17 protein-coding genes are annotated in these 19021 nt (G+C 33.9%); 10 read left to right on the forward strand and 7 right to left on the reverse strand.

The window, feature by feature from the left end:
- Positions 1–259: 259 nt before the first annotated feature.
- From B3040_RS19175 to B3040_RS19205, 7 genes are all read right to left on the reverse strand, one after another.
- The gene (locus tag B3040_RS19175) at positions 260–1300 is read right to left on the reverse strand and encodes an ATP-grasp domain-containing protein (protein WP_291576813.1); all 1041 of its coding nucleotides are present in this window, start codon (positions 1298–1300) and stop codon (positions 260–262) included.
- Positions 1272–2354, reverse strand: coding sequence for a DegT/DnrJ/EryC1/StrS family aminotransferase (locus B3040_RS19180; RefSeq protein ID WP_291576816.1), 1083 nt, complete (start codon positions 2352–2354; stop codon positions 1272–1274). Before B3040_RS19180 ends, B3040_RS19175 begins: the two co-directional genes overlap by 29 nt.
- Positions 2335–3195 carry a UDP-3-O-acyl-N-acetylglucosamine deacetylase gene (locus B3040_RS19185; protein WP_291576818.1) on the reverse strand — a complete coding sequence of 287 codons (861 nt, stop codon included), beginning with the start codon at positions 3193–3195 and terminating at the stop codon, positions 2335–2337. Before B3040_RS19185 ends, B3040_RS19180 begins: the two co-directional genes overlap by 20 nt.
- A gap of 7 nt (positions 3196–3202) precedes the next feature.
- Positions 3203–4177: a CgeB family protein gene (locus B3040_RS19190; protein WP_291576820.1), complete on the reverse strand. Its 975-nt coding sequence runs from the start codon at positions 4175–4177 to the stop codon at positions 3203–3205.
- Positions 4178–4179: 2 nt separating this feature from the next.
- Complete coding sequence (locus B3040_RS19195; RefSeq protein WP_291576822.1) at positions 4180–4869, reverse strand: WbqC family protein; 690 nt, start codon at positions 4867–4869, stop codon at positions 4180–4182.
- Between the two features lie 195 nt (positions 4870–5064).
- Positions 5065–6051: a GNAT family N-acetyltransferase gene (locus tag B3040_RS19200; RefSeq protein WP_291576824.1), complete on the reverse strand. Its 987-nt coding sequence runs from the start codon at positions 6049–6051 to the stop codon at positions 5065–5067.
- 42 nt (positions 6052–6093) lie between these two features.
- Entirely contained in the window at positions 6094–7056 is a 963-nt protein-coding gene (locus B3040_RS19205) for a Gfo/Idh/MocA family protein (protein WP_291576826.1), read from the reverse strand.
- Between the two features lie 134 nt (positions 7057–7190).
- On the opposite strand from B3040_RS19205, the gene B3040_RS19560 reads away from it, so the two are divergent.
- From B3040_RS19560 to B3040_RS19250, 10 genes are all read left to right on the forward strand, one after another.
- Positions 7191–7397, forward strand: a complete 207-nt coding sequence (locus B3040_RS19560) for a DUF2922 domain-containing protein (protein ID WP_414632552.1) — start codon at positions 7191–7193, stop codon at positions 7395–7397.
- Between the two features lie 134 nt (positions 7398–7531).
- Positions 7532–7885, forward strand: a complete 354-nt coding sequence (locus B3040_RS19210) for a CGGC domain-containing protein (RefSeq protein WP_291576829.1) — start codon at positions 7532–7534, stop codon at positions 7883–7885.
- 211 nt (positions 7886–8096) lie between these two features.
- On the forward strand, positions 8097–9374 hold the full coding sequence (locus tag B3040_RS19215; protein ID WP_291576831.1) for a tetratricopeptide repeat protein: 1278 nt from the start codon (positions 8097–8099) through the stop codon (positions 9372–9374).
- A 432-nt stretch (positions 9375–9806) separates the two neighbouring features.
- Positions 9807–10505, forward strand: coding sequence for a carbonate dehydratase (locus B3040_RS19220; RefSeq protein ID WP_291576833.1), 699 nt, complete (start codon positions 9807–9809; stop codon positions 10503–10505).
- A 681-nt stretch (positions 10506–11186) separates the two neighbouring features.
- A complete protein-coding gene (locus B3040_RS19225) occupies positions 11187–12980 on the forward strand; it encodes an ABC transporter ATP-binding protein (RefSeq protein ID WP_291576835.1) in 1794 nt (597 codons plus the stop codon).
- Positions 12973–14736, forward strand: a complete 1764-nt coding sequence (locus B3040_RS19230; RefSeq protein WP_291576837.1) for an ATP-binding cassette domain-containing protein — start codon at positions 12973–12975, stop codon at positions 14734–14736. Before B3040_RS19225 ends, B3040_RS19230 begins: the two co-directional genes overlap by 8 nt.
- Positions 14737–14937: 201 nt before the next feature.
- The gene (locus B3040_RS19235; RefSeq protein WP_291576839.1) at positions 14938–15672 is read left to right on the forward strand and encodes an MBL fold metallo-hydrolase; all 735 of its coding nucleotides are present in this window, start codon (positions 14938–14940) and stop codon (positions 15670–15672) included.
- 37 nt (positions 15673–15709) lie between these two features.
- Positions 15710–16213: a kinase gene (locus B3040_RS19240; protein WP_291576841.1), complete on the forward strand. Its 504-nt coding sequence runs from the start codon at positions 15710–15712 to the stop codon at positions 16211–16213.
- A gap of 36 nt (positions 16214–16249) precedes the next feature.
- Positions 16250–16819, forward strand: coding sequence for a GNAT family N-acetyltransferase (locus B3040_RS19245; protein WP_291576843.1), 570 nt, complete (start codon positions 16250–16252; stop codon positions 16817–16819).
- Positions 16820–17221: 402 nt separating this feature from the next.
- Complete coding sequence (locus B3040_RS19250; RefSeq protein WP_291576845.1) at positions 17222–18988, forward strand: M3 family oligoendopeptidase; 1767 nt, start codon at positions 17222–17224, stop codon at positions 18986–18988.
- Positions 18989–19021: the final 33 nt, after the last annotated feature.

The raw sequence follows: 19021 nt of genomic DNA on the forward strand, positions 1-19021 counted from the left end.
ACTTATAAAAATACTTAAGGGGTCAAAAGAAAAAATTATTAGAAAGAGAACTTCAAAGACAGTTAGATAGTGTATATTTTGAAAGATATATGTTGTCAACTTTTAATAATGTAAAACCATTAGCATTAATATTAAAGCTAATGGTTTTACTATTAATGGTGACATATAAGGATTGTCTGATAAGTTAAAAGATTATTATAGTGATATCATTAAGTTATAAAATAAGTATTTGAAGGAAAAGGAGAGAATAATTTTCTTCTTAATTGCCTTTAGAAACCGAGTTAAGCTTATCTAGTGGCAAGTAATAATCAATGTATTGCCTGAGTACAATGCCAGTTGTTGGGATGCCGGGTGTTACCTCTTGGCAAAGCACTTCTGAACGTATTAAGACTTCAGGCTCATTTATTCCAAATAGTAACCTCATGGCTGTAGAACTGCTGAATCTGGGATTTATTTCGAAAATTACTGGATTGCCATCTTTAAGGCGTAATTGAATATTTATAGCCCCATAGGCTCCCAGTGTACTTGCAACCATGGCACAATAATCAGCAATGGGGTGATAATCATCAGAAACTGCAGCAATAGAAACACCCTCAAGCAAATACCGCCTTAAAGCGATTTTGGAAATCACCTCTCCCTTTTGATTTATGCAAATTCCTACGGTAAACTCCTGATCCTCATCTGTAAGATATTCTTGTATAATTAGGCTTTTCTTACCCTTTATATTTTCAAGGAGCTGCTCCTTATCCTTAACTAGAACAACACCTACTGAGCCACGTCCAAAACGGGGCTTCACTATCAAGGGAAACCCAGTACTTTCAATAAAAGAGGAGAGTGTACCAGCATCTTCAGGATACCTGATAGTTGCAGGAGTTTGAAAACGGTGGTGTGATAAATGGCACATGGTGAGCCACTTATCGGTACAAAGCTCTATCACTGCAGGAGAATTTACAAACACCTTTGCTCCTGTTGATTTTTCAAGAGATTCTCTATTTTTTGAATAAAAGGGAAGCTCCGCTGTAGAGCCGATAAATATGGCTTTAATCTCATGATCGATACAAAGATTTTTAATAAATATATAATAGCTTTCTTCATCTGCTACCTTTGGAGCGATAAAGCTTTTGTGGGCAAAGAATAAACCTAGAGAATATGGGTTAGAGTCAATTGCTATTGTTTCAACAGGAAGCACAGATTCTTTCAGTGACCTAATAATACCATGCCCGTATACGGAACCTGCACCTGTAACCAATACACTGAGAGTACCATTAATTTCATTCATATTTTTGCAAACTGCTGACAATGTAATCAACCTCCTGTTCTGTTAATCCTGGGTGAACAGGTATCGAAACTACCATTTCTGCAGCTATTCGGGCATTTGTGAAAGAACCAAGGATTTCTCCCTGCTGATACAGAGGCTGGTCGGGGATAGCTGTGGGATAATGGATACCATAGCCAATACCCTGTGTTTCCAGGAATTCTATGAAGCTTCTGCGATTGTTGACCCCAAGGGTATATTGGTGATATACATGGTCAAAACCCGGTAAGCATACAGGCTTAATAAAAGCGGGGTTAGTTATCTCCCTTGAATATCTCTCTGCAATAGCTTTGCGTCTTTCATTGAAGTAAGGCAGCTTTCGTAGCTGTTCTATGCCGATTGCTGCATGGATATTGGTCATCCTGTAATTGTAGCCAAGTACATCATGCCTATATTTGGCTATCTGTCCATGGTTTATGAAACTCCTGGCCTTATGAGCCAGATCTTTGTCACAGGTTACAACCATGCCACCTTCTCCACAGGTCATGTTTTTTGTAGGATAAAAGCTAAAAACCCCACAGTGGCCAAAGGTTCCTACTTTCTTGCCATTGATGGATGCACCGTGAGCTTGTGCACAATCCTCTATCACAGGCACCTTGTATTCATTGGCTATTGCCATTATCTCAGCCATAGGCGCAGGATAGCCGTAAAGATGAACTATTAGGATTGCTTTTGCATCAGGATGTTTTTTTATGGTATCTTCCAGCGCTTCAGGCGAAATGTTGTAATCCTGCAGATTAATGTCACAAAACACAGGAATAGCTTGCGCATAAAGTATGGCATTTGAAGTTGCAATAAATGAGAAAGGTGTGGTTATAACTTTGTCCCCTGGTTTAATATCTAAAGACAGCAGTGCCACATGAAGGGCTGTGGTGCCTGAAGAGGTGGCGACGCAATGCTCGCTGCCCTGGAATAGGGCAAAGTCTCGTTCAAACCTTTCTACATATTCTCCATGGGCTAGCTTTCCACTTGAAAGAACTTCACTCACAAGTGTTTTTTCCTCTATACCAAGTAAAGGTTTAGCTAAAGCGATCATCATTACACTCCTCATAAATTTTTTTGCATAGTTCTAGATTTAACCGGTGACCGGATCTGAAACCTATCACATGTCCCTGTAACCTTTTCCCAAGTAGACTAAGATCTCCGATAAGGTCAAGGACTTTATGCCGAGCAGGTTCATTGGGACATTGCCAGGACATGTACTCAGCCCCAGATTTCACTACCAATACATTTGAGCTGACTTTCCCAGTTAGGTTTACAACCTCTTCAACCTCTGACTCAATTATATAAGAACGAGCATCTGACAGCTCTTTAGCAAAGGTTTCAGGAGTTATGTCCATTTCAGCTACTTGAGAAAACTCAGGCACATTGGGATAGTCAAGGACATAGGTTAGTTTAAATCCATGGTAGGGAAGAGCTATAAGAAACTTTTCATATTCCATATCCCCTAAACTTTCACGCTTATATACAATAATGGGCTTAAGTATTTTTATGGTTTCCTTCTGGGCATTTTGCTTTACTATCCCAGCTCCTGTCAGGGCTCTTTTGAACTCTTTACTACTGTAGTCCTCTGTTACGGGCAGGCTGGCCTGTTCCAGCTCAATAAATACGTTGTCTAGTCCTAATCCTGATATGGCTGCCAAGGCATGCTCTGTGTGTTCAATGCGAACATCTCCATCAACAAGAGAAGTCCATCTGTAATCAACCTTTGCTTTTTCAAATGAGCATTTTACTTTAGGGCAACCAGGCAGGTCATTACGGATAAATATTATACCAGTACTTGGCGGGGCTGGATAAAAAGTTACCTTTGCATCAGTTTCCCCAGCAATGCTGGTACCCATTACAGAAACTCTTTGTTTAATAGTTTTCTGATTATCCATTTCAATTTCAATTCCTTTCAACTAAATTGCAAAAATCAAGAATTTGTCTGGCCCGTTCCTTATAAGTATGTTTTAAATAAACCTCCCGCTGACCATTGCGCGCTATCTCTTGCCGTGCTGCGGTATTTTTAAGAAAATAATTTACCAGGTTAACTGTATCTTCTGGGGAAGAGGCACAGGATAGGTGAACATTATTTGTAAACAGCTTGGTGACAGATTGTGTTGGTACCGTAAGCAAAAAACCGCCGGAACCCAGCACTTCAAAAGTCCGAGAGGTTAACATGTCATGGTCATTTTGTAAACCTAATATAATTCTAGCTGAATTATATACTTTATTTGTTTCCTCATAAGGTAGTTCACCTTTAATCATATGAGTTGGGATCTTAAAACCCATTAACTCCTCATTAAAATGGTCCCAGCGCTTACCCCAAATAGCAATGTTATAGCCCTTTTCCACCAAAGGCTTAAGTAATATCTGAACGCTATTCTTACGATATGACTTCCACTCTCTTCCTCCATTGCCTATTAAAACTACATCATAATCATATTTACTGCTTGGACGTTCATTCTTATTGAACTGAGGATTGCAGCCAAAATCCAGATGCTCGGCAGGAAGCCCAAGCTCCCTGTATTTATTTACACTACCAGGATGTATGGTCATAACTGCATTAGGTTTATAGGTTTCAATACACCTGAAGGAACACTTTTCCGTCCATCTTGGATCTTCAGTTGCCCAATAGACATGTTTTACCTTATATTTAGAAGCTCTTTTCGTAAGCTCGTCTATATGCTCACGGCTATACCTGCGATAAGCCCATCCCATTGTTATCATAATATCAGGCCTAAAGTGGTCAACTGCCTCTTCTATAGATCTTCTACTTAAATCCCTCAGGATAAAAACAGGGCAGTTCAGGTCTCTAAAGCCCTGGGGCAGCCCAAGAGTATATTTAGAACTATGGGCAAAAAACAGTATTCTTTTCATAATTACACCTCTTTCAATAAAAGCTTGCGTGTGCCCTTTGGCCCACAATTAAATAACATATCAACTATAGACAAATTGGGTATAAAATTGCCCCAAAGTTGCGGATATGCTATAGGTTCATAATCCAAATACTCTAATTTAATACCTTGTTTTTCAAAAATCTCTGGCTTAATATATGCCTTTCCTCCAATACCGGACAGGTAACTGTCAGCAGAAAAGTGTCGGCAAATTGCAGCTATTAGTTCATTTTTTCGAAGCTCAGAAAATTGAGGTAAATCTGATGTAAACACAAGCTTTGTTTTAAGTTCAAGCAGTTCATGTACCAGCTTGATAAAACCTATGTTAGTATCTATAAGATATCCGGTATCTTGCAATACCTGCTCCATTATGGGGAAAACTTCTTTGAAATAAGGTGCCTTTGCATAGTTTACTTGGAGTGCCATAAGATGATTGCTTTTAAAGCCTGGTATCACAGTAACTTCATTAAACCGCTGCAAGCCCATGCCTTTGCGTTTCACCGGTACAGTTAGCAGCTGAGTCCCTTGGGAAGTTTTGATAAGATTCCTATTATCTAGTGAACTGCCTGTTTGAAACTGAGCAGTATCTAAAATAAAAAAAATATCACACTGCGCCATCTTAACAAAATACCCAGGCCAGGGAATATAATTCGGTTGATGACCTGCTAATTTCATTGCCTTACTCCTTTCAATAATGAACAAGTTCATTTTGTTAAGATTCATTTTAATGAAGCACTTTGGAAGCAGATTTTTACCGAACAAACGAAGTTTGTTACATCAAAGCAACTTATATCCGCTGAGCAAACTGCAAGTCTGCTAAGCAGACACCTTAGAAGATGGCAGACTTGAAGCTTCCAAAATGTTGTTAAGTTATTTGTTATGGTTTACTTCATACAAATAGCATTCCCTGAGTACACCATGCCCTCCATAGCCTTCTTTGAAACGGAACAGCCCTGTATTGACTCTACTTCCTTTTTCCTCAGTGGAAATACCCCAATCTAAATATGAAAAACCATTTTTTATTCCCCATTCCATCATATGACCAAAAATAAGGTTTAAGGGTCTAAGGTGCTGAAAACCATCGTGGTGGGCAATATAAAAACAGTTTATAACTCTGTCGTTCAGTAAAAATGCCAAAACACCCGCTGCAGGAGTTACTCCTTCATATGCTGCAAAGAGTTTTATCCTGTCTGGATAAAGGGTTTTTAGATGTTTGATTTCATCTAATGTATGTGCGGGCTTTGCATTATGATTATGTTTAAGTTTATATTCCAAAATAGGCCAAAAATCATTTATATCGGCATCTTCTACCACTGATAATCCACTTTTCAATGCCTTCTGATAGTTTCGAAAAGCTGAGTCACTCATTACCCGCTTTACTAAAGATTCCTCACCTTTTTTTAGCTCAAGTACTGTGGCTAGCTCTGTATACTCAAGCCTAAACCCAGAAAACCTTAAAGCAAAGTCAAGTTGGCCCGAAAGCTCCTTATGATAAACCTTCGGAACAGGCTTTAGTCGTATATAGTCAAAACCAGCCATGGTGCTGTATTCCACAAGGGAACTTACGAGCTCCAAGGATTTTTTAGTACTTAGACTGGACTTTATTATGAGTCCTCCATGGGAAGCGCCAGGATGGGAAATCAGGATTCTTTTATCCTCTTGTTGTACTACGGCAGCAGGAAGAACAGCAATGATTCTCTTATCCTCCATAAATATTAGGGAATGATCTGAAAATCTGCTTGAAGGATGATAACCAAGGAATTTTCTCTCCTGCATAAGAGTGCCGTTAACTGAGGAACCCACAAACTCCTCCCACTCATCCTGAAGTTCTTTTGAATAGTTCTTTACAATTAACATAATTTCACCACACTTTCTTGATTATAATTCTTATGGTATTCATCAGTTGATGATGATTTTTTCTCCTCCTTTTTCAAGAGAGTCAAAAATGCAATCAATTATTTTTGCCACAAATTCTATATTTTCTCTGCCACTAATAGGTTCCTTGTTTGCTCTAATGCATTCCATAAAATGAAGACACTCCTGTGTCAGAGGTTCCGAATTGTCTTCCACTGCCAAAAAATGTTCTTGCTCACCCTTATGGAGGATTTGGATTTTTCTATGGGCAGTCTGCGTATCGTCAAATACCAATTTTGTTTTCGAACCAACCAGTGTCATTTTCCTGGTTTTTTCTCTATGAATAAAGCTAGCAAATATAGACGCTATTTTACCATTGGGGAAACCCATCAGTATGTTGATAACATTGTTGTAAGGACTCTGAGTATATCTTTCACCATGGGCAATTACCCATATAGGGTCCATCCCGATGAGGTGGCGGGAAAGATAAATATCATGAATTGCCAGATCATGAAGAACATCTACTTTTGGAGCTTGAGAAATGGAACTGGTTCTGGACATGTTGAAGTAACATAAATCATCAGTAATATCTTTTTCTTCCAGAAGCTCCTTTATCTTTTTCACAGCAGGATGGTAAATGAGTGTATGGCCCGCCATTAATAGGGTATTTTCAGCAGCAGCCAATTCAATTAGATCATCACTATCTTTCCTGTTAATTGTCACGGGCTTTTCTACGAGAACAGCTTTGCCTTTGCTTATTGCTTCCTTGGCCAATATGTAATGACTTTCAGGTGTTGTGGCTATAATAACCCCTTGTACCTCACTGTCATTGAATATATCTGTTTTATTTTTAGTGAACTTGGTCTGAGGGTAAACAGCAGCTGCCTGATTTAGCTTTTCATAGTCTAGGTCGCAGGCCCACTTCAATTCACAGTCCTCTATTGCATTTACAGTTTTTAGATAATTTTTTCCCCATCTTCCACAGCCTATCAAAGCAAGCTTCATCATTCCAATCACCTCTCAATTACATACTAATTAAATGCCGGATCACCATGTATTAATATATTCATCACTAATAGAATTTGTTACTTACATTGAGGATCCTCACCTGGTAAAACCAAAAAAATAAAAGGGGCTAGTAACTGAGTTCAGAAGGTTCAAGAGGAAGCATTACACTTCTAGACTTAAGAGATAACATCACCAAAGTAGATGTTTCAGCAGCTATGGATGTGGTTATAGCATCCGACGGAGATTTGAAATCCAAGGATGCAGCTCAGATTGCTGAGAGGAATGTTACTGATCCTGTGGTGAGGGGAGCCTTTGTAATAGCAAACGAAACTAATAGGTGATTTGTGATATAAGTTACGGCTTAAGTGATAATTAAAAGGTATAATAAACAATTAACGGATGTTTCAAGTATTGTTGGCTTATATAATAATGTAAAAGTTTATAAATTTAATTTTATCACGAAGGGAAGAAAGATATGAAAGTTGCAATTTTAGTAAACGAAGATACCATGGATAGATGTACTGGAAAAGGATGTTTTAACGCCTTTAATAAAAGAATTGATTCCTTTAAAGGTTATGATAATGAGGTAGAACTAGTAGCATTTACCCATGTAGGGGGAGACTTAGAACGTAAAATTGAAAAATTAATCAATAGTGATGTTGAAGTAGTACATCTTTCAACCTGCCTTAGAGCAAGGTATGAAGGCTATGATAATTTAGCTAATCGCCTTGCCCAGCATTTTAAAGTTGTGGGATATACCCATGGATCAGAAAATCGCAAGAATAGAGCTACAATAAGTTTGGAGCAATGCAAGGAATGCAAACTATAAATATGGTGAATCCTACCACAAATGATGATGGTTATTAGAGATATGTTTTTGCATAGGGCCAGGTGGTATGTGGAGTGTTTATAGAGAGAGTTTCTTATGTTTCCTTGGACTTATATTTTTAAGGAAATTTCTTGCATATGAATTGTATTCACACATATGAAGGATGCCTGCATATATTGGCAATAGTATAAAGTTAAAGGGATGTTATAATATGTGGAATAGTAAATACATTCAGGATGAAATTGAAAGATACTTACCACCTATGGCTGAAATTGTCTTACTGAATAAGCCTTATAAAAGTCCAGCAGTAGGTATGGCAGATTTGGATGGAGACGGTGAAATAGAATTAGTTGGTGCATATTATTGGCAAGGTGAAATTTATATTATTGTATTAAAATGCTCTTATAATGATTGGTATGTGGCAGATACAAGAAAAGGCAAGGGCTATAATATAACATATTTTGGAGTGGCTCCAATAATTAGTAGGAAAGAAAATAACTTAATAGTGGGGTGGCAGGTTGGAACAATATGGTCAGATCTTAGTGTTTATGAATGGACAAATAAAGGTTTAAAGGATTTAATTAATGGAAACAAATATTTTAGTAGGATAGAAGTAGAAGATATAAAAGGCACTGAAGGCAGTGATGGACTGTATGAACTAGCCCTCTGGAGTCATGATACTGGAGATGCTTATAAGATAGATATATATAGGTGGCTGAATGGTAAGTTTATATTGGCACAAGATTTATATCCACAATATTATAAGAAAGTAGTTAATTACTATAAGAAGCTGTTGGAAAAAAAGGATTCAACTACTTATTGGTATTACCTGGCAGATGCCCAAATCAAAACAGGTAACACTAAGGAAGCATTGAAGTCCATTGAGAGGGCTTTAGCCTATGAATATCCCTATCCATCAAAAGAAGAGTTGATTAGTTTAAAAAATCAAATACTAGAGAATAGAGTTTATCCCAATCAGTTAGGGATAGATTTTTCATCAGTAAAATCTATTAACTCTGAGACTAAGAGAGATTTAAACCTTGAAGAAGCTATAAAAAAGGAATTTGATTTAAATGAAGAAGTGAAAAATATAAGATATTATTATAATAAAATAGATCTTAATGGAGATGGGATTCCAGAAGTATTCGTATATCTAGTTGGCCCCTATGTCTGTGGTACTGGTGGATGCAGTGGGGTAATTTTCAAACAGGAAAATGGTGAATATAAAGTGCTGTCAAGATTTTCGCTTGTGAGAAATCCAGTGATTATAAGTAACACTAAAACAAAGGGATACAGAGATATAATTATGTATGTAGCAGGTGGAGGTATAGAAAACTTCTATGCACTGGTCAAATATGATGGTACAACATATCCATCTAATCCATCTATAGAACCTAAGGTGAAACCGGGTACAAAAGTAGATGGAGTAGCAATTATTGCTGATGATATATCCAAAAATCCAGGAATAAGCCTGAGAGTTAGTGGTTAATTAATCCCAGGCGTAGGATTTCTCACTGTATAAGAGTTAAGATTAACTTGTTTTTCATGAATGAATATCCCAAAAATTACCGATACAGTAGTTAGAGTATTCCATATCATGAACAATACAGAATGATTTATGATTATATACTCACCTGCTCATGCACATTACTATCTGAACCATATTTCTTAGCACCTTCCTAAGTTTGAATTGGAAAAGATTAAAAGAATTAGGATGGAATAAGAGTAGTTTACGTGTAATATATGTCTATTTATTATATAAACTCTTTAAAATAATGCAAGTTAAAAAGTCGCAAGTTTTATCGTAAAATCCACTATAACTAAAATAAAGTGGTGTAGTGGATTTTTATATTTATAGAATGATTAGCAAATTAATATTAACCTGAATATAATGTAATATTAATTTAAGGAGAAATATATAATGAATAATAGTATAAAAAAAGATTATAGGCCAATAGGGCCAACTAATTTGTACACTTACTTTATTGCAGAAAACCCAGTTACTTCATTTAATCCTATAAGTGTATATCCTGAAATAAGTGAAAGTGCATTTATAGGGCCATTTTCAAGTGTAATAGGTGATGTAGTAATAAAAAAGAATGTATTTGTCGGTGCTAATGTAGTGCTAAGAGCAGATGAGGGAACTCCATTTTATATAGGCAATAATTCTAATATACAAGATGGGGTAATATTTCATGGGCTAAGAGATGCTAAATACTCTGTAAATGGTATAGGGTATTCGATATATATTGGTAATAAAGTGAGTATAGCTCACGGAGCATTGATTCATGGACCAGCTATTGTAGGAAATAATACATTTGTTGGATTTAATTCAATTGTATTTAACGCTATAGTAGAGGACAATTGCTATATCGATACTGGAGCAATAGTAACAGGGGGAATTAGGATAGCTGCAAATAGATATGTTCCAATTGGTGCAATTATAAATACACAAACTAAGGCAGATAATCTTTTAGAAGTACCAAAAGAAAGATCAGATTTTTCAGAAAAGGTTATTAAAGTTAATGTAGAGCTTTCAGAAGTTTACGACTTGAAATTTGGTGATACACGTTGTAGTTGCGGTCTTTGCTGTAATCATAGTACCTTAATTCACAATTAGAAAAAAATCATAGTTAATAAGTTGTTTTCTCATTAATGCAAGCAATACTCTATACATTTGTCTGTTATAAAAGGTAGGATATGCAAATATTCTATTTTTTTTTACGGGCAAAAAAACCGCACTTGGTACCGTTAAGGTGCTCCATATCATAAATAACACAGAATGATTTATTATTATATAACTTTAGATATTTATCCATATAATTTATCAAGGAATAGATTATATTAGCAAGTATATAAAAGGATATACTGTTAGTAATCTAGCTGAGGAATTTTTCCTTTCAGAGAGTAGTATTAAAAAATTACATATAAAAATAACAAATAGGTACAAGCTACCACTCTTACAATGGGTGGTAGCTTTTGTGTTAAGAATGATATAGAAACGATTATTACCTTTTATTTTCATATGGAGAAACATTAAAATTATATAGGCATCTTCAAAAAATAAATAAGTCAGTATGCTCGGCTATTTTGTGTTATACAGCGTCAACAGAACCCTTAGATAGCTCTACTATCTGCGGAACCTGTTTCATTGTCGGCGCAAGCTTGCATGTGAACACAAGCTTGCTTGTGAGCTCAAAATATCCATCACATCTTTGACTTGTTATTTATTTTCAGATGCCTAGAATGCATAATTCATTAAAATTATGAGGGTTAATATGTTTTGGGGAGTGGGATAGATTTGATTGAAAACAGAGGTCTTATAGATGGTAATTATAAAAGAATATCCATTTTTAGTGTTGTTAAATTATGTGCCACATATTCACCCATGCTTTTTATAATATGCTCTGCATTAACGGTGATGGATGGGTTACTAGTGCCTATAATGATGGTGATTGTTGGGGATTTTATTGATTCTGCAATAACATTAGCATCGAAGGATCCTCAAACTTATATAATGCTAAAAAATACTATGTTTATGGGGATGGGCTATTTCTATATGCAGTTTAGTGAAGAACTAAAAATTTACTTTTATCAATTATTCGAAGATGCATTGAGAAATAAATTAAAACCAGAAATTATAAAAAAGCAATTTTGTATAGATTATTTATTATTCGAATTAACTGAAACACAGGATTTAGTATTAAGAGTTACTAATAACATAGAGAAGAGATTCACTGAAATTCTCAAATCAAGTAATTTGATTATTTCTATAGCTATACAAGTAATCGCTATTTTATATGTATTGTATAAATATAATTGGTGGATAGACACAATTTTTATTTTTATTATAATTCCAATAATTTTCCTGACTTTTAAGGGGGGGAAAGCGATTTATGAGTCAGAGAAAAAAGTAGGTTTTATAACAAGACAGATGAATTATATATCTGATGTATTGTCAAATAGAGAAGCTAGTGCTGAAAGAACCCTATTCAATTATTCGGAGGTACTAAATAAAAGATATAAAGCTGCCCATCTTTATAGATCAAACTTTAATACAAAGAAGCTAGCAAGCGAAACTTTAAGAATCAAACTATGCAATATAGTGATGAATATATTTATCATTTTAATAGTTGTGTCCTTATCTCGACAAGTATCCAATAAACTATTAAGTGTTGGTTTATTTACATCAATACTAGGTAATATGATAAATTTAACAAAAGTCATTTCTGTTCAAGTATCAGAACTTTTCTTTGAGTTTTCTTCACATAAGGAATATGTTAAGGACTTTAAGAAGTTTATAGCATTGGAAGAAAATAAAGAAGTATTTAATCATAAATATGAAAAGTTGAAATTTGAAAGTTTGCACATTAAAAATTTGTATTTCAAATATAAAGACTCAAAAGATTACATAATCAAAGGGTTAAATTTATACATAGAAAAAGGTAAATCATACTCTTTAGTGGGCTTAAATGGGGCAGGAAAAACAACTTTGATTAAAATATTAGTAGGTTTATATAGAGATTTTGAAGGCGAGGTTTTAGTCAATGGTAAGAATATAAAACTTTACAACTTCAATGAACTGCAAAGTATGTTTTCCATTGTTTCTCAAGACTATGCCAAATACTATGTTTCTCTAAAAGATAATATTGCCTTTGGAGATCATGAAGCGGACATTAATTCTGTAATAAAAAGCCTTGAGCTGAGTGACTTGATTAATGATTTGCCAAGTGGGGAAAATAGCTACTTAGGAAAAATCTATGGTAATGGAATAGATATCTCAGGGGGACAGTGGCAAAGAATCGCTATAGCTCGAGCTCTTTATAAAGATAATCCATTTATTATTTTAGATGAACCAACATCAAGTTTGAGTCCAACTGCTGAGAGCAAAATTTATAGTAATTTTTCAAAAATAGCTAAGGATAAAACTTTATTGATGATTAGTCATAGGTTAGGCTCAACAAAAATATCAGATGAAATAATAGTACTTGATTGTGGCACCATAGCTGAGCAAGGTTCTCATGAAGAATTGATGAGAAAAGATAATATATATGCAAAATTATTTAACAAGCAAAGAGAGATGTATTATGAATAAAGGAAAAGGAATGTCTAATATCAAGGTTTTTTTAAAATTAATTAAATATACATGGCTCGCAAGTCCACTTACCTTTTCGGTGCTTATAGTTGCTTCACTACTATTTAGTGTCTTACGGTATTCAGAGATAGTAGTATTACAATTACTATTTGATAATATATTAAAGGTTGCCAATGGGTGGACCTATGATATTATGATAACACCTATATTAGCTATATTAGTTATCTTAATTCTAAATCCAGTTGTTGAATGGTTAGAATTTTTAGCACAAGGCTATTTTTGGAGACGAGGTAATGGATACATGCAATCACTGTTTCATCATCGCATAAATGAAATGGATTTAATTGATTATGAAGATGTAAAAAAGTTTGATGACATTAAGAAGGCAAGCTTAGGAAATCAAGAAGCACCAAATGGAATTCGTATTATTGTACAAATATTATTTTTATATTTACCTTTTATATTAATAACATCATTATATCTGATTTCTATAAAACCTATGTTGGTATTTGCAATAGTGCTAATATTTGTTCCAGTACTAGCTTCTGAATTAATTAGAATGGGTTTTAATTATGATTTTGAAGATAAAATAGCCAATAGAAGAAGAAAGACTGAGTACTTTGAAAGTTGTATTGTTTCTAAAGAATATTTCAAAGAAACCTTAGTTAACGGATCATTTAACTATTTTTATAGCCTGTTTGTGAATTCTAACAAAAAGTTTAGTAAAGAATTTGTTGATGTTAAAAACAAGCTTCTAAAAATTGCTATAGTTATGCGAATTATAAATACCTTAGGATACCTTAGCATACTAGCTCTATTAGTATACTACTTATATAATGGTTCTATCTCAGTAAGTCAATTTGCAGCTGTTTATTATTCCATAGATAAAATTACCACTATGTTAAGGAACCTTATTGCAAACATTGGTGAAGCTTTGGCAGGAATTTCAACTACATCTTTCCTTGTTAGATTTATAAATGAAGAAAAAGAAATTGAAATTGGAGAAGAACTCTCTAAAACTGGAGATATTGTATTAAAAGATGTGTCTTTTATATATCCAAATACAAAGAAGAACGCTTTATCAAATATAAACCTAAGGATAAAAGCTGGTACATCCTTAGCAATCGTTGGGGAAAATGGTTCTGGTAAAAGTACATTAACAAAAATAATCATGGGTTTGTATAAACCATCCCAAGGAACAGTGCAGTATGATGGGAAAAATATAGAAAAATACTCTAAGTCCTCTAAATTCACAAATATTAGTGCAGTATTTCAAAATTTTATAAAGTATAAATTATCAGCAGAAGATAACATAAAAATTAGTAATTTTTCGTCGCAAGACTCAATTGGAAATGTTTCTTCACAGATTAATCTAAGCTTTGAAGATTTAAAAATCAACAATGAAACTATTTTATCTAGAGATTTTGGTGGACAAGAGCTTTCAGGAGGTGAATGGCAACGGCTAGCAATTGCACGTGGCTTATATCGGCCACATAATTTAATTGTTTTGGATGAACCCACTGCTGCTATTGACCCTATTGAAGAAGCTAACGTGTTTTGTACTTTTAAGAAATTAAGTGATGATAGGACGTGTGTCTTTGTTACTCATAGATTGGGATCAACCCAAATTGCCGATAAAATCATTGTAATGGAGGACGGCAAAATAGTGGAAGAAGGTACAAATCAAGAGTTAATTAATTTAAAAGGAAAGTATTATAATTTATTAGAATCTCAAGCTAAATGGTATAAACGCTAATCTGTACTTAAAATAACGAGTTATTTATTGAAAAAAATATATCCCTTAGATGCTCATTATAAAGATGAAAAGTCTATGTTATACTTGTTGATGTGCCCCCTATCATAAATAACACAGAATGATTTATGATTATATAACTATAGATATTTAGTGATATAATTTATCTAGGAATAGGAGATTACAAATAATGGAGGCACCGATATGAATAAGTTACATGTATTAGAGTTGAACTTTGAATTTAATGGAAATAAGGAGACCATATATCCTGTGTTGTTAACTGATAACAAGGAAATGGTTTTAATTGATTGTGGATATCCTAATTTTTTAGTATTAATTGAAGAATGTGCAGCTAAAAATAATATAGATATAAACAGTCTAACAAAGATAATTATAACGCATCATGATTTTGATCATATGGGGGCATTAGGAGAATTTAAGAGAAAGTATCCTCATATAAAAGTAATGGCAGCAAAAGAAGAAGTTCCATACATTGAAGGAAAGAAAAAGTCTTTAAGACTACAGCAGGCTGAAGCTTTATATGAATCATTACCCGATGAAGAAAAACCACAAGCAGAGATTTTTCATAAAACTCTTGAAGCAGTAGAAAATTGTAAAGTAGATGTGGCTTTAAACCATGGTGACTTTTTAGATATTGCTGGAGGGATTGAAGTTGTAGCCACTCCAGGCCATATGCCAGGACATATATCTCTTTATCATAAACAGAGTAAATCTATGATTGTAGGTGATGCATTAGTTCTAGAAAAGGATGAACTAGCAATTGCATTGCCTAAATATACCCTGAATATTAAAGAAGCCTTGAGGTCAGTTGAAAAACTCTTAAATTATGAAATAGATAGAATTATATGTTATCACGGGGGAGTATATACAAAAGACATAAAAAGAGCACTTAAAGACATTATTGCAGATTTGGACTAAAGGGGAAAGGTCTTAATCATGGGGGAGATATAAATAAATGGATAAAGCATCAAAGCTAATAATACTAAGAGGTAATTCAGGTAGTGGTAAAACTACAACGGGTAAGGCCTTACAAAGAAAATTAGGCCATGGCACAATGCTAATTTCACAAGACATTATTAGAAGAGAAATGCTATATGTGAAAGATGGTCCAGATACAGAAGCAGTTGAACTATTAAAGGAGCTTGTAAAGTATGGGAAGAACCACTCCAAGATTATAATTTTAGAGGGTATTTTAAATTCAAGTTGGTATAGTAAACTATTTGAAAATTTGCATGAGGAATTTGGAAATGGAATCTTTGCATATTATTTTGATATACCCTTTGAAGAAACCTTAAATCGTCACAAAGAAAAACCTAATGCTCATGAATTTGGAGAAAAGGAAATGAGGGACTGGTGGAAGGAAAAAGATTTATTAGGCATCATTACTGAGGTATGTATACATAAAGAATTAAGTTTGAATGAAGTAGTGGATATGATTTACGGAGAAGTTACAAAGTAAAATTTGAAGTGGGGAAAAAGTTATGGGGGTAAAGAAATGAATTTTATGAGTATTAGAAGAGAATCTGAAAGACTTGTGGTAAGGCCAATGAGGGACACTGATTTTGAAACTATTCTCAAGGGCTTAAAAGACCAAGCACCAAGACAAAACAGACACGAAGAGGAAACAGAGCTAACGGATATTTTCACAGAAGATTTTTGTAAAGAAACTGCAGATAAGTTAGAACAATATGCAAAAAATGATAGGTGCTATGAGTTTAGGGTTTTCAAAAAGGAAGATGGTAGTTATGTGGGTGGAGTTATCGTAAAAACCATTAAACGAGGTGGTTTTCAATGGGCAGAAGTTGGGTATTGGCTACTTAATCAGCATTGGGGGAAGGGGTACGGAAGTGAAATGGTAAAGGTTATGAATGATATAGCTTTTAAAGAACTTGGCTTCCATCGATTAGAGGCTCATGTAAACTTAGATAACATAGCTTCTCAGAAGACAGCAGAAGCAGCAGGAATGAAGTTTGAGTGTATAAGGCAAGGATTTATTTTCGAAGATGATGAATGGACTGATAATATGGTTTATTTTATTAATAACACAAATTCTAAGGAACTATAAGCAATGAATTTAATAGAAAGTATTCTTAAGGCTTAAAGAAATATCTTTAAGCCTTTCTTTATTTTACTAAACTTTTGTGTATTGAAAAATGATGTGATAGCAAGGCTTAAGTAGTATATCCTGTTTTTAAGCTATGGTTTATAAGAAATACTTTATGCTAGCTACCATAAACAGTATTATAAACAAAAAACATTAGATTAAAGTAGATTCATTTAGGCGTAATCAAAGCACCTAAATTGACACAAAATTTGAGTAAGTCAGAATGATATGGTAAAATTAAACAAATAACAAGAATTAATCCATTAATTAAGTCTCATATAAAAAAAATAGGGGTGTTATAAATATGTAAGAAAGAATCAATTAAAAGTTTAAATTGAAAGTTATATAAGGAGATGTTAGTTAATGGATTTAATGTGGAACTTAGATAAAATTTATACTTCGTTTGATTCTGAGGATTTTAAAAATCATATGGAATTAATTAAAGAATATATACACGCTATAAAAAGATTAGATATTCATAGTTGGGCAACGGATAAAAGCTGCGTTTTAAAAATTGAAGAGTTTTTAAAAACTATCAATGAGTATAAAAAGATATATTCGAGATTATATTCCTATGGATACTTAGTTTTCAATGCTGACTGTGAGAACGTGAAAGCAATGAATTCATTAGATTATTTAGAGAATATGAACTCAGAACTTACTGATATATTTATAAAATTCAGCTGGTGGCTTAAGGATATTGAAGATTTAAATGAAATAACAAGTGCTTCTGAATATCTTTCAGAACATGAGTTTTACCTTAAGGAGCTTATGGTAAAGTCAAAGTATCTGCTAAATGATAAAGAAGAAACTATTATTTCTAGGATGAAAAATACTGGATCTAAAGCTTGGGAAAGACTTTATATGGAATTAATTGCTACCACTGAAGAGAGCATTACTATTAATGGAAAGGTGGAAGCTTTAACAATAGCTGAACTTAGAAATATGCAGTATGAAAGTGATGGACATTTAAGGAAGGCAGCTTATTATAAAGAAGCTGATTTATGTAAAGGGCTATCACAAGTTTGTACAAAATGTATAAATGCAATTAGTGGGGAAGCTTTAGCTATTTGTGAATTAAAAGGGTACAACTCACCCTTAGAAAAGGTTTTAATAAATTCAAGAATGGATATTGAAACATTAAACACTATGATGAAGGCAATAAAAGATGCCTTGCCAGTGTTTCATAAGTATTTCGTAAAAAAAGCTGAAATCTTAGGATATGACTCCAAACTTCCTTTTTATGAAATATATGCACCTGTTTCTAAAAGCACTAGAAAAGTAACTTACATGGAAGCTAAGGATTTAATTGTATCCAGCTTTAACACTTTTAGCGAAAACCTTGGTAGTTTTTCAAAAAAGGCTTTTGAAGATAAGTGGATTCATGCTGAGCCAAGTAAAGGAAAGGGTAATTTTGGCTTATCAGTAGATATTTTTCCAATAAAAGAAAGTAGGATAAGCACTAATTTCAGTGGAAACTATGTGGATGTAAGCATATTAGCCCATGAGATTGGACATGCATATCATAGCTCCAAACTTTATGAAGAAACCATGGTAAATACAGATTATCCAATTCCTATTGCAGAAACAGCTTCAATTTTCTGCGAAACAATATTAAATAATGAACTAGCAAAAATATTGCCTGGCAGTGAAACTCTAACTATTCTTGAAAGAAGTATTTCTGATGCTGCATACTATATTGTAGATTTTTATGGAAGGTATTTATTTGAAAGAGAGCTATTCAAGAGAAGGAAATCAGGTCCATTGTCTCTTGAGGAATTAAATGAATTAATGATTCATTGTATGAGAAAAGCTTATGGCGATAGTATTGAAATTGAAACTATTCATCCTTACATGTGGATGAATAAGCCAGGATATTTCATGGTTGATAACGAATTTCTTAATTTTCCATATTCATTTGGAGTATTGTTTTCAAAAGGGTTATATGCAGAGTATATAAAAAGAGGGCAAGGGTTTGTTCATGAATATGATAAGTTTCTAGGTGAAACAAGTAGAAGTACTGTTGCAACCCTGGCAAATATAATGAGTATAGATGTTAACTCACTAGATTTTTGGAGAAGTTCTTTAAGTCTTATTGAAAGCGATATTGAAAGATTTATCAACATTTAATAAGCAAGGATACTGATTCATAACGAATAACCC

It is taken from the genome of Clostridium sp. UBA4548, assembly GCF_002387895.1.
In the GTDB taxonomy this organism is placed as follows: Bacteria; Bacillota; Clostridia; order Clostridiales; family Clostridiaceae; genus Clostridium_J.

Excerpts from the sequence above, each read along its gene's own strand:
- B3040_RS19210 (WP_291576829.1), top strand. The coding sequence starts at position 7,532 with ATGAAAGTTGCAATTTTAGTAAACGAAGATACCATGGATAGATGTACT.
- B3040_RS19190 (WP_291576820.1), bottom strand. The coding sequence starts at position 4,177 with ATGAAAAGAATACTGTTTTTTGCCCATAGTTCTAAATATACTCTTGGG.
- B3040_RS19215 (WP_291576831.1), top strand. The coding sequence starts at position 8,097 with ATGTGGAATAGTAAATACATTCAGGATGAAATTGAAAGATACTTACCA.
- B3040_RS19235 (WP_291576839.1), top strand. The coding sequence starts at position 14,938 with ATGAATAAGTTACATGTATTAGAGTTGAACTTTGAATTTAATGGAAAT.
- B3040_RS19220 (WP_291576833.1), top strand. The coding sequence starts at position 9,807 with ATGAATAATAGTATAAAAAAAGATTATAGGCCAATAGGGCCAACTAAT.
- B3040_RS19230 (WP_291576837.1), top strand. The coding sequence starts at position 12,973 with ATGAATAAAGGAAAAGGAATGTCTAATATCAAGGTTTTTTTAAAATTA.
- B3040_RS19240 (WP_291576841.1), top strand. The coding sequence starts at position 15,710 with ATGGATAAAGCATCAAAGCTAATAATACTAAGAGGTAATTCAGGTAGT.
- B3040_RS19250 (WP_291576845.1), top strand. The coding sequence starts at position 17,222 with ATGGATTTAATGTGGAACTTAGATAAAATTTATACTTCGTTTGATTCT.
- B3040_RS19245 (WP_291576843.1), top strand. The coding sequence starts at position 16,250 with ATGAATTTTATGAGTATTAGAAGAGAATCTGAAAGACTTGTGGTAAGG.
- B3040_RS19195 (WP_291576822.1), bottom strand. The coding sequence starts at position 4,869 with ATGAAATTAGCAGGTCATCAACCGAATTATATTCCCTGGCCTGGGTAT.
- B3040_RS19185 (WP_291576818.1), bottom strand. The coding sequence starts at position 3,195 with ATGGATAATCAGAAAACTATTAAACAAAGAGTTTCTGTAATGGGTACC.
- B3040_RS19200 (WP_291576824.1), bottom strand. The coding sequence starts at position 6,051 with ATGTTAATTGTAAAGAACTATTCAAAAGAACTTCAGGATGAGTGGGAG.
- B3040_RS19180 (WP_291576816.1), bottom strand. The coding sequence starts at position 2,354 with ATGATGATCGCTTTAGCTAAACCTTTACTTGGTATAGAGGAAAAAACA.
- B3040_RS19205 (WP_291576826.1), bottom strand. The coding sequence starts at position 7,056 with ATGATGAAGCTTGCTTTGATAGGCTGTGGAAGATGGGGAAAAAATTAT.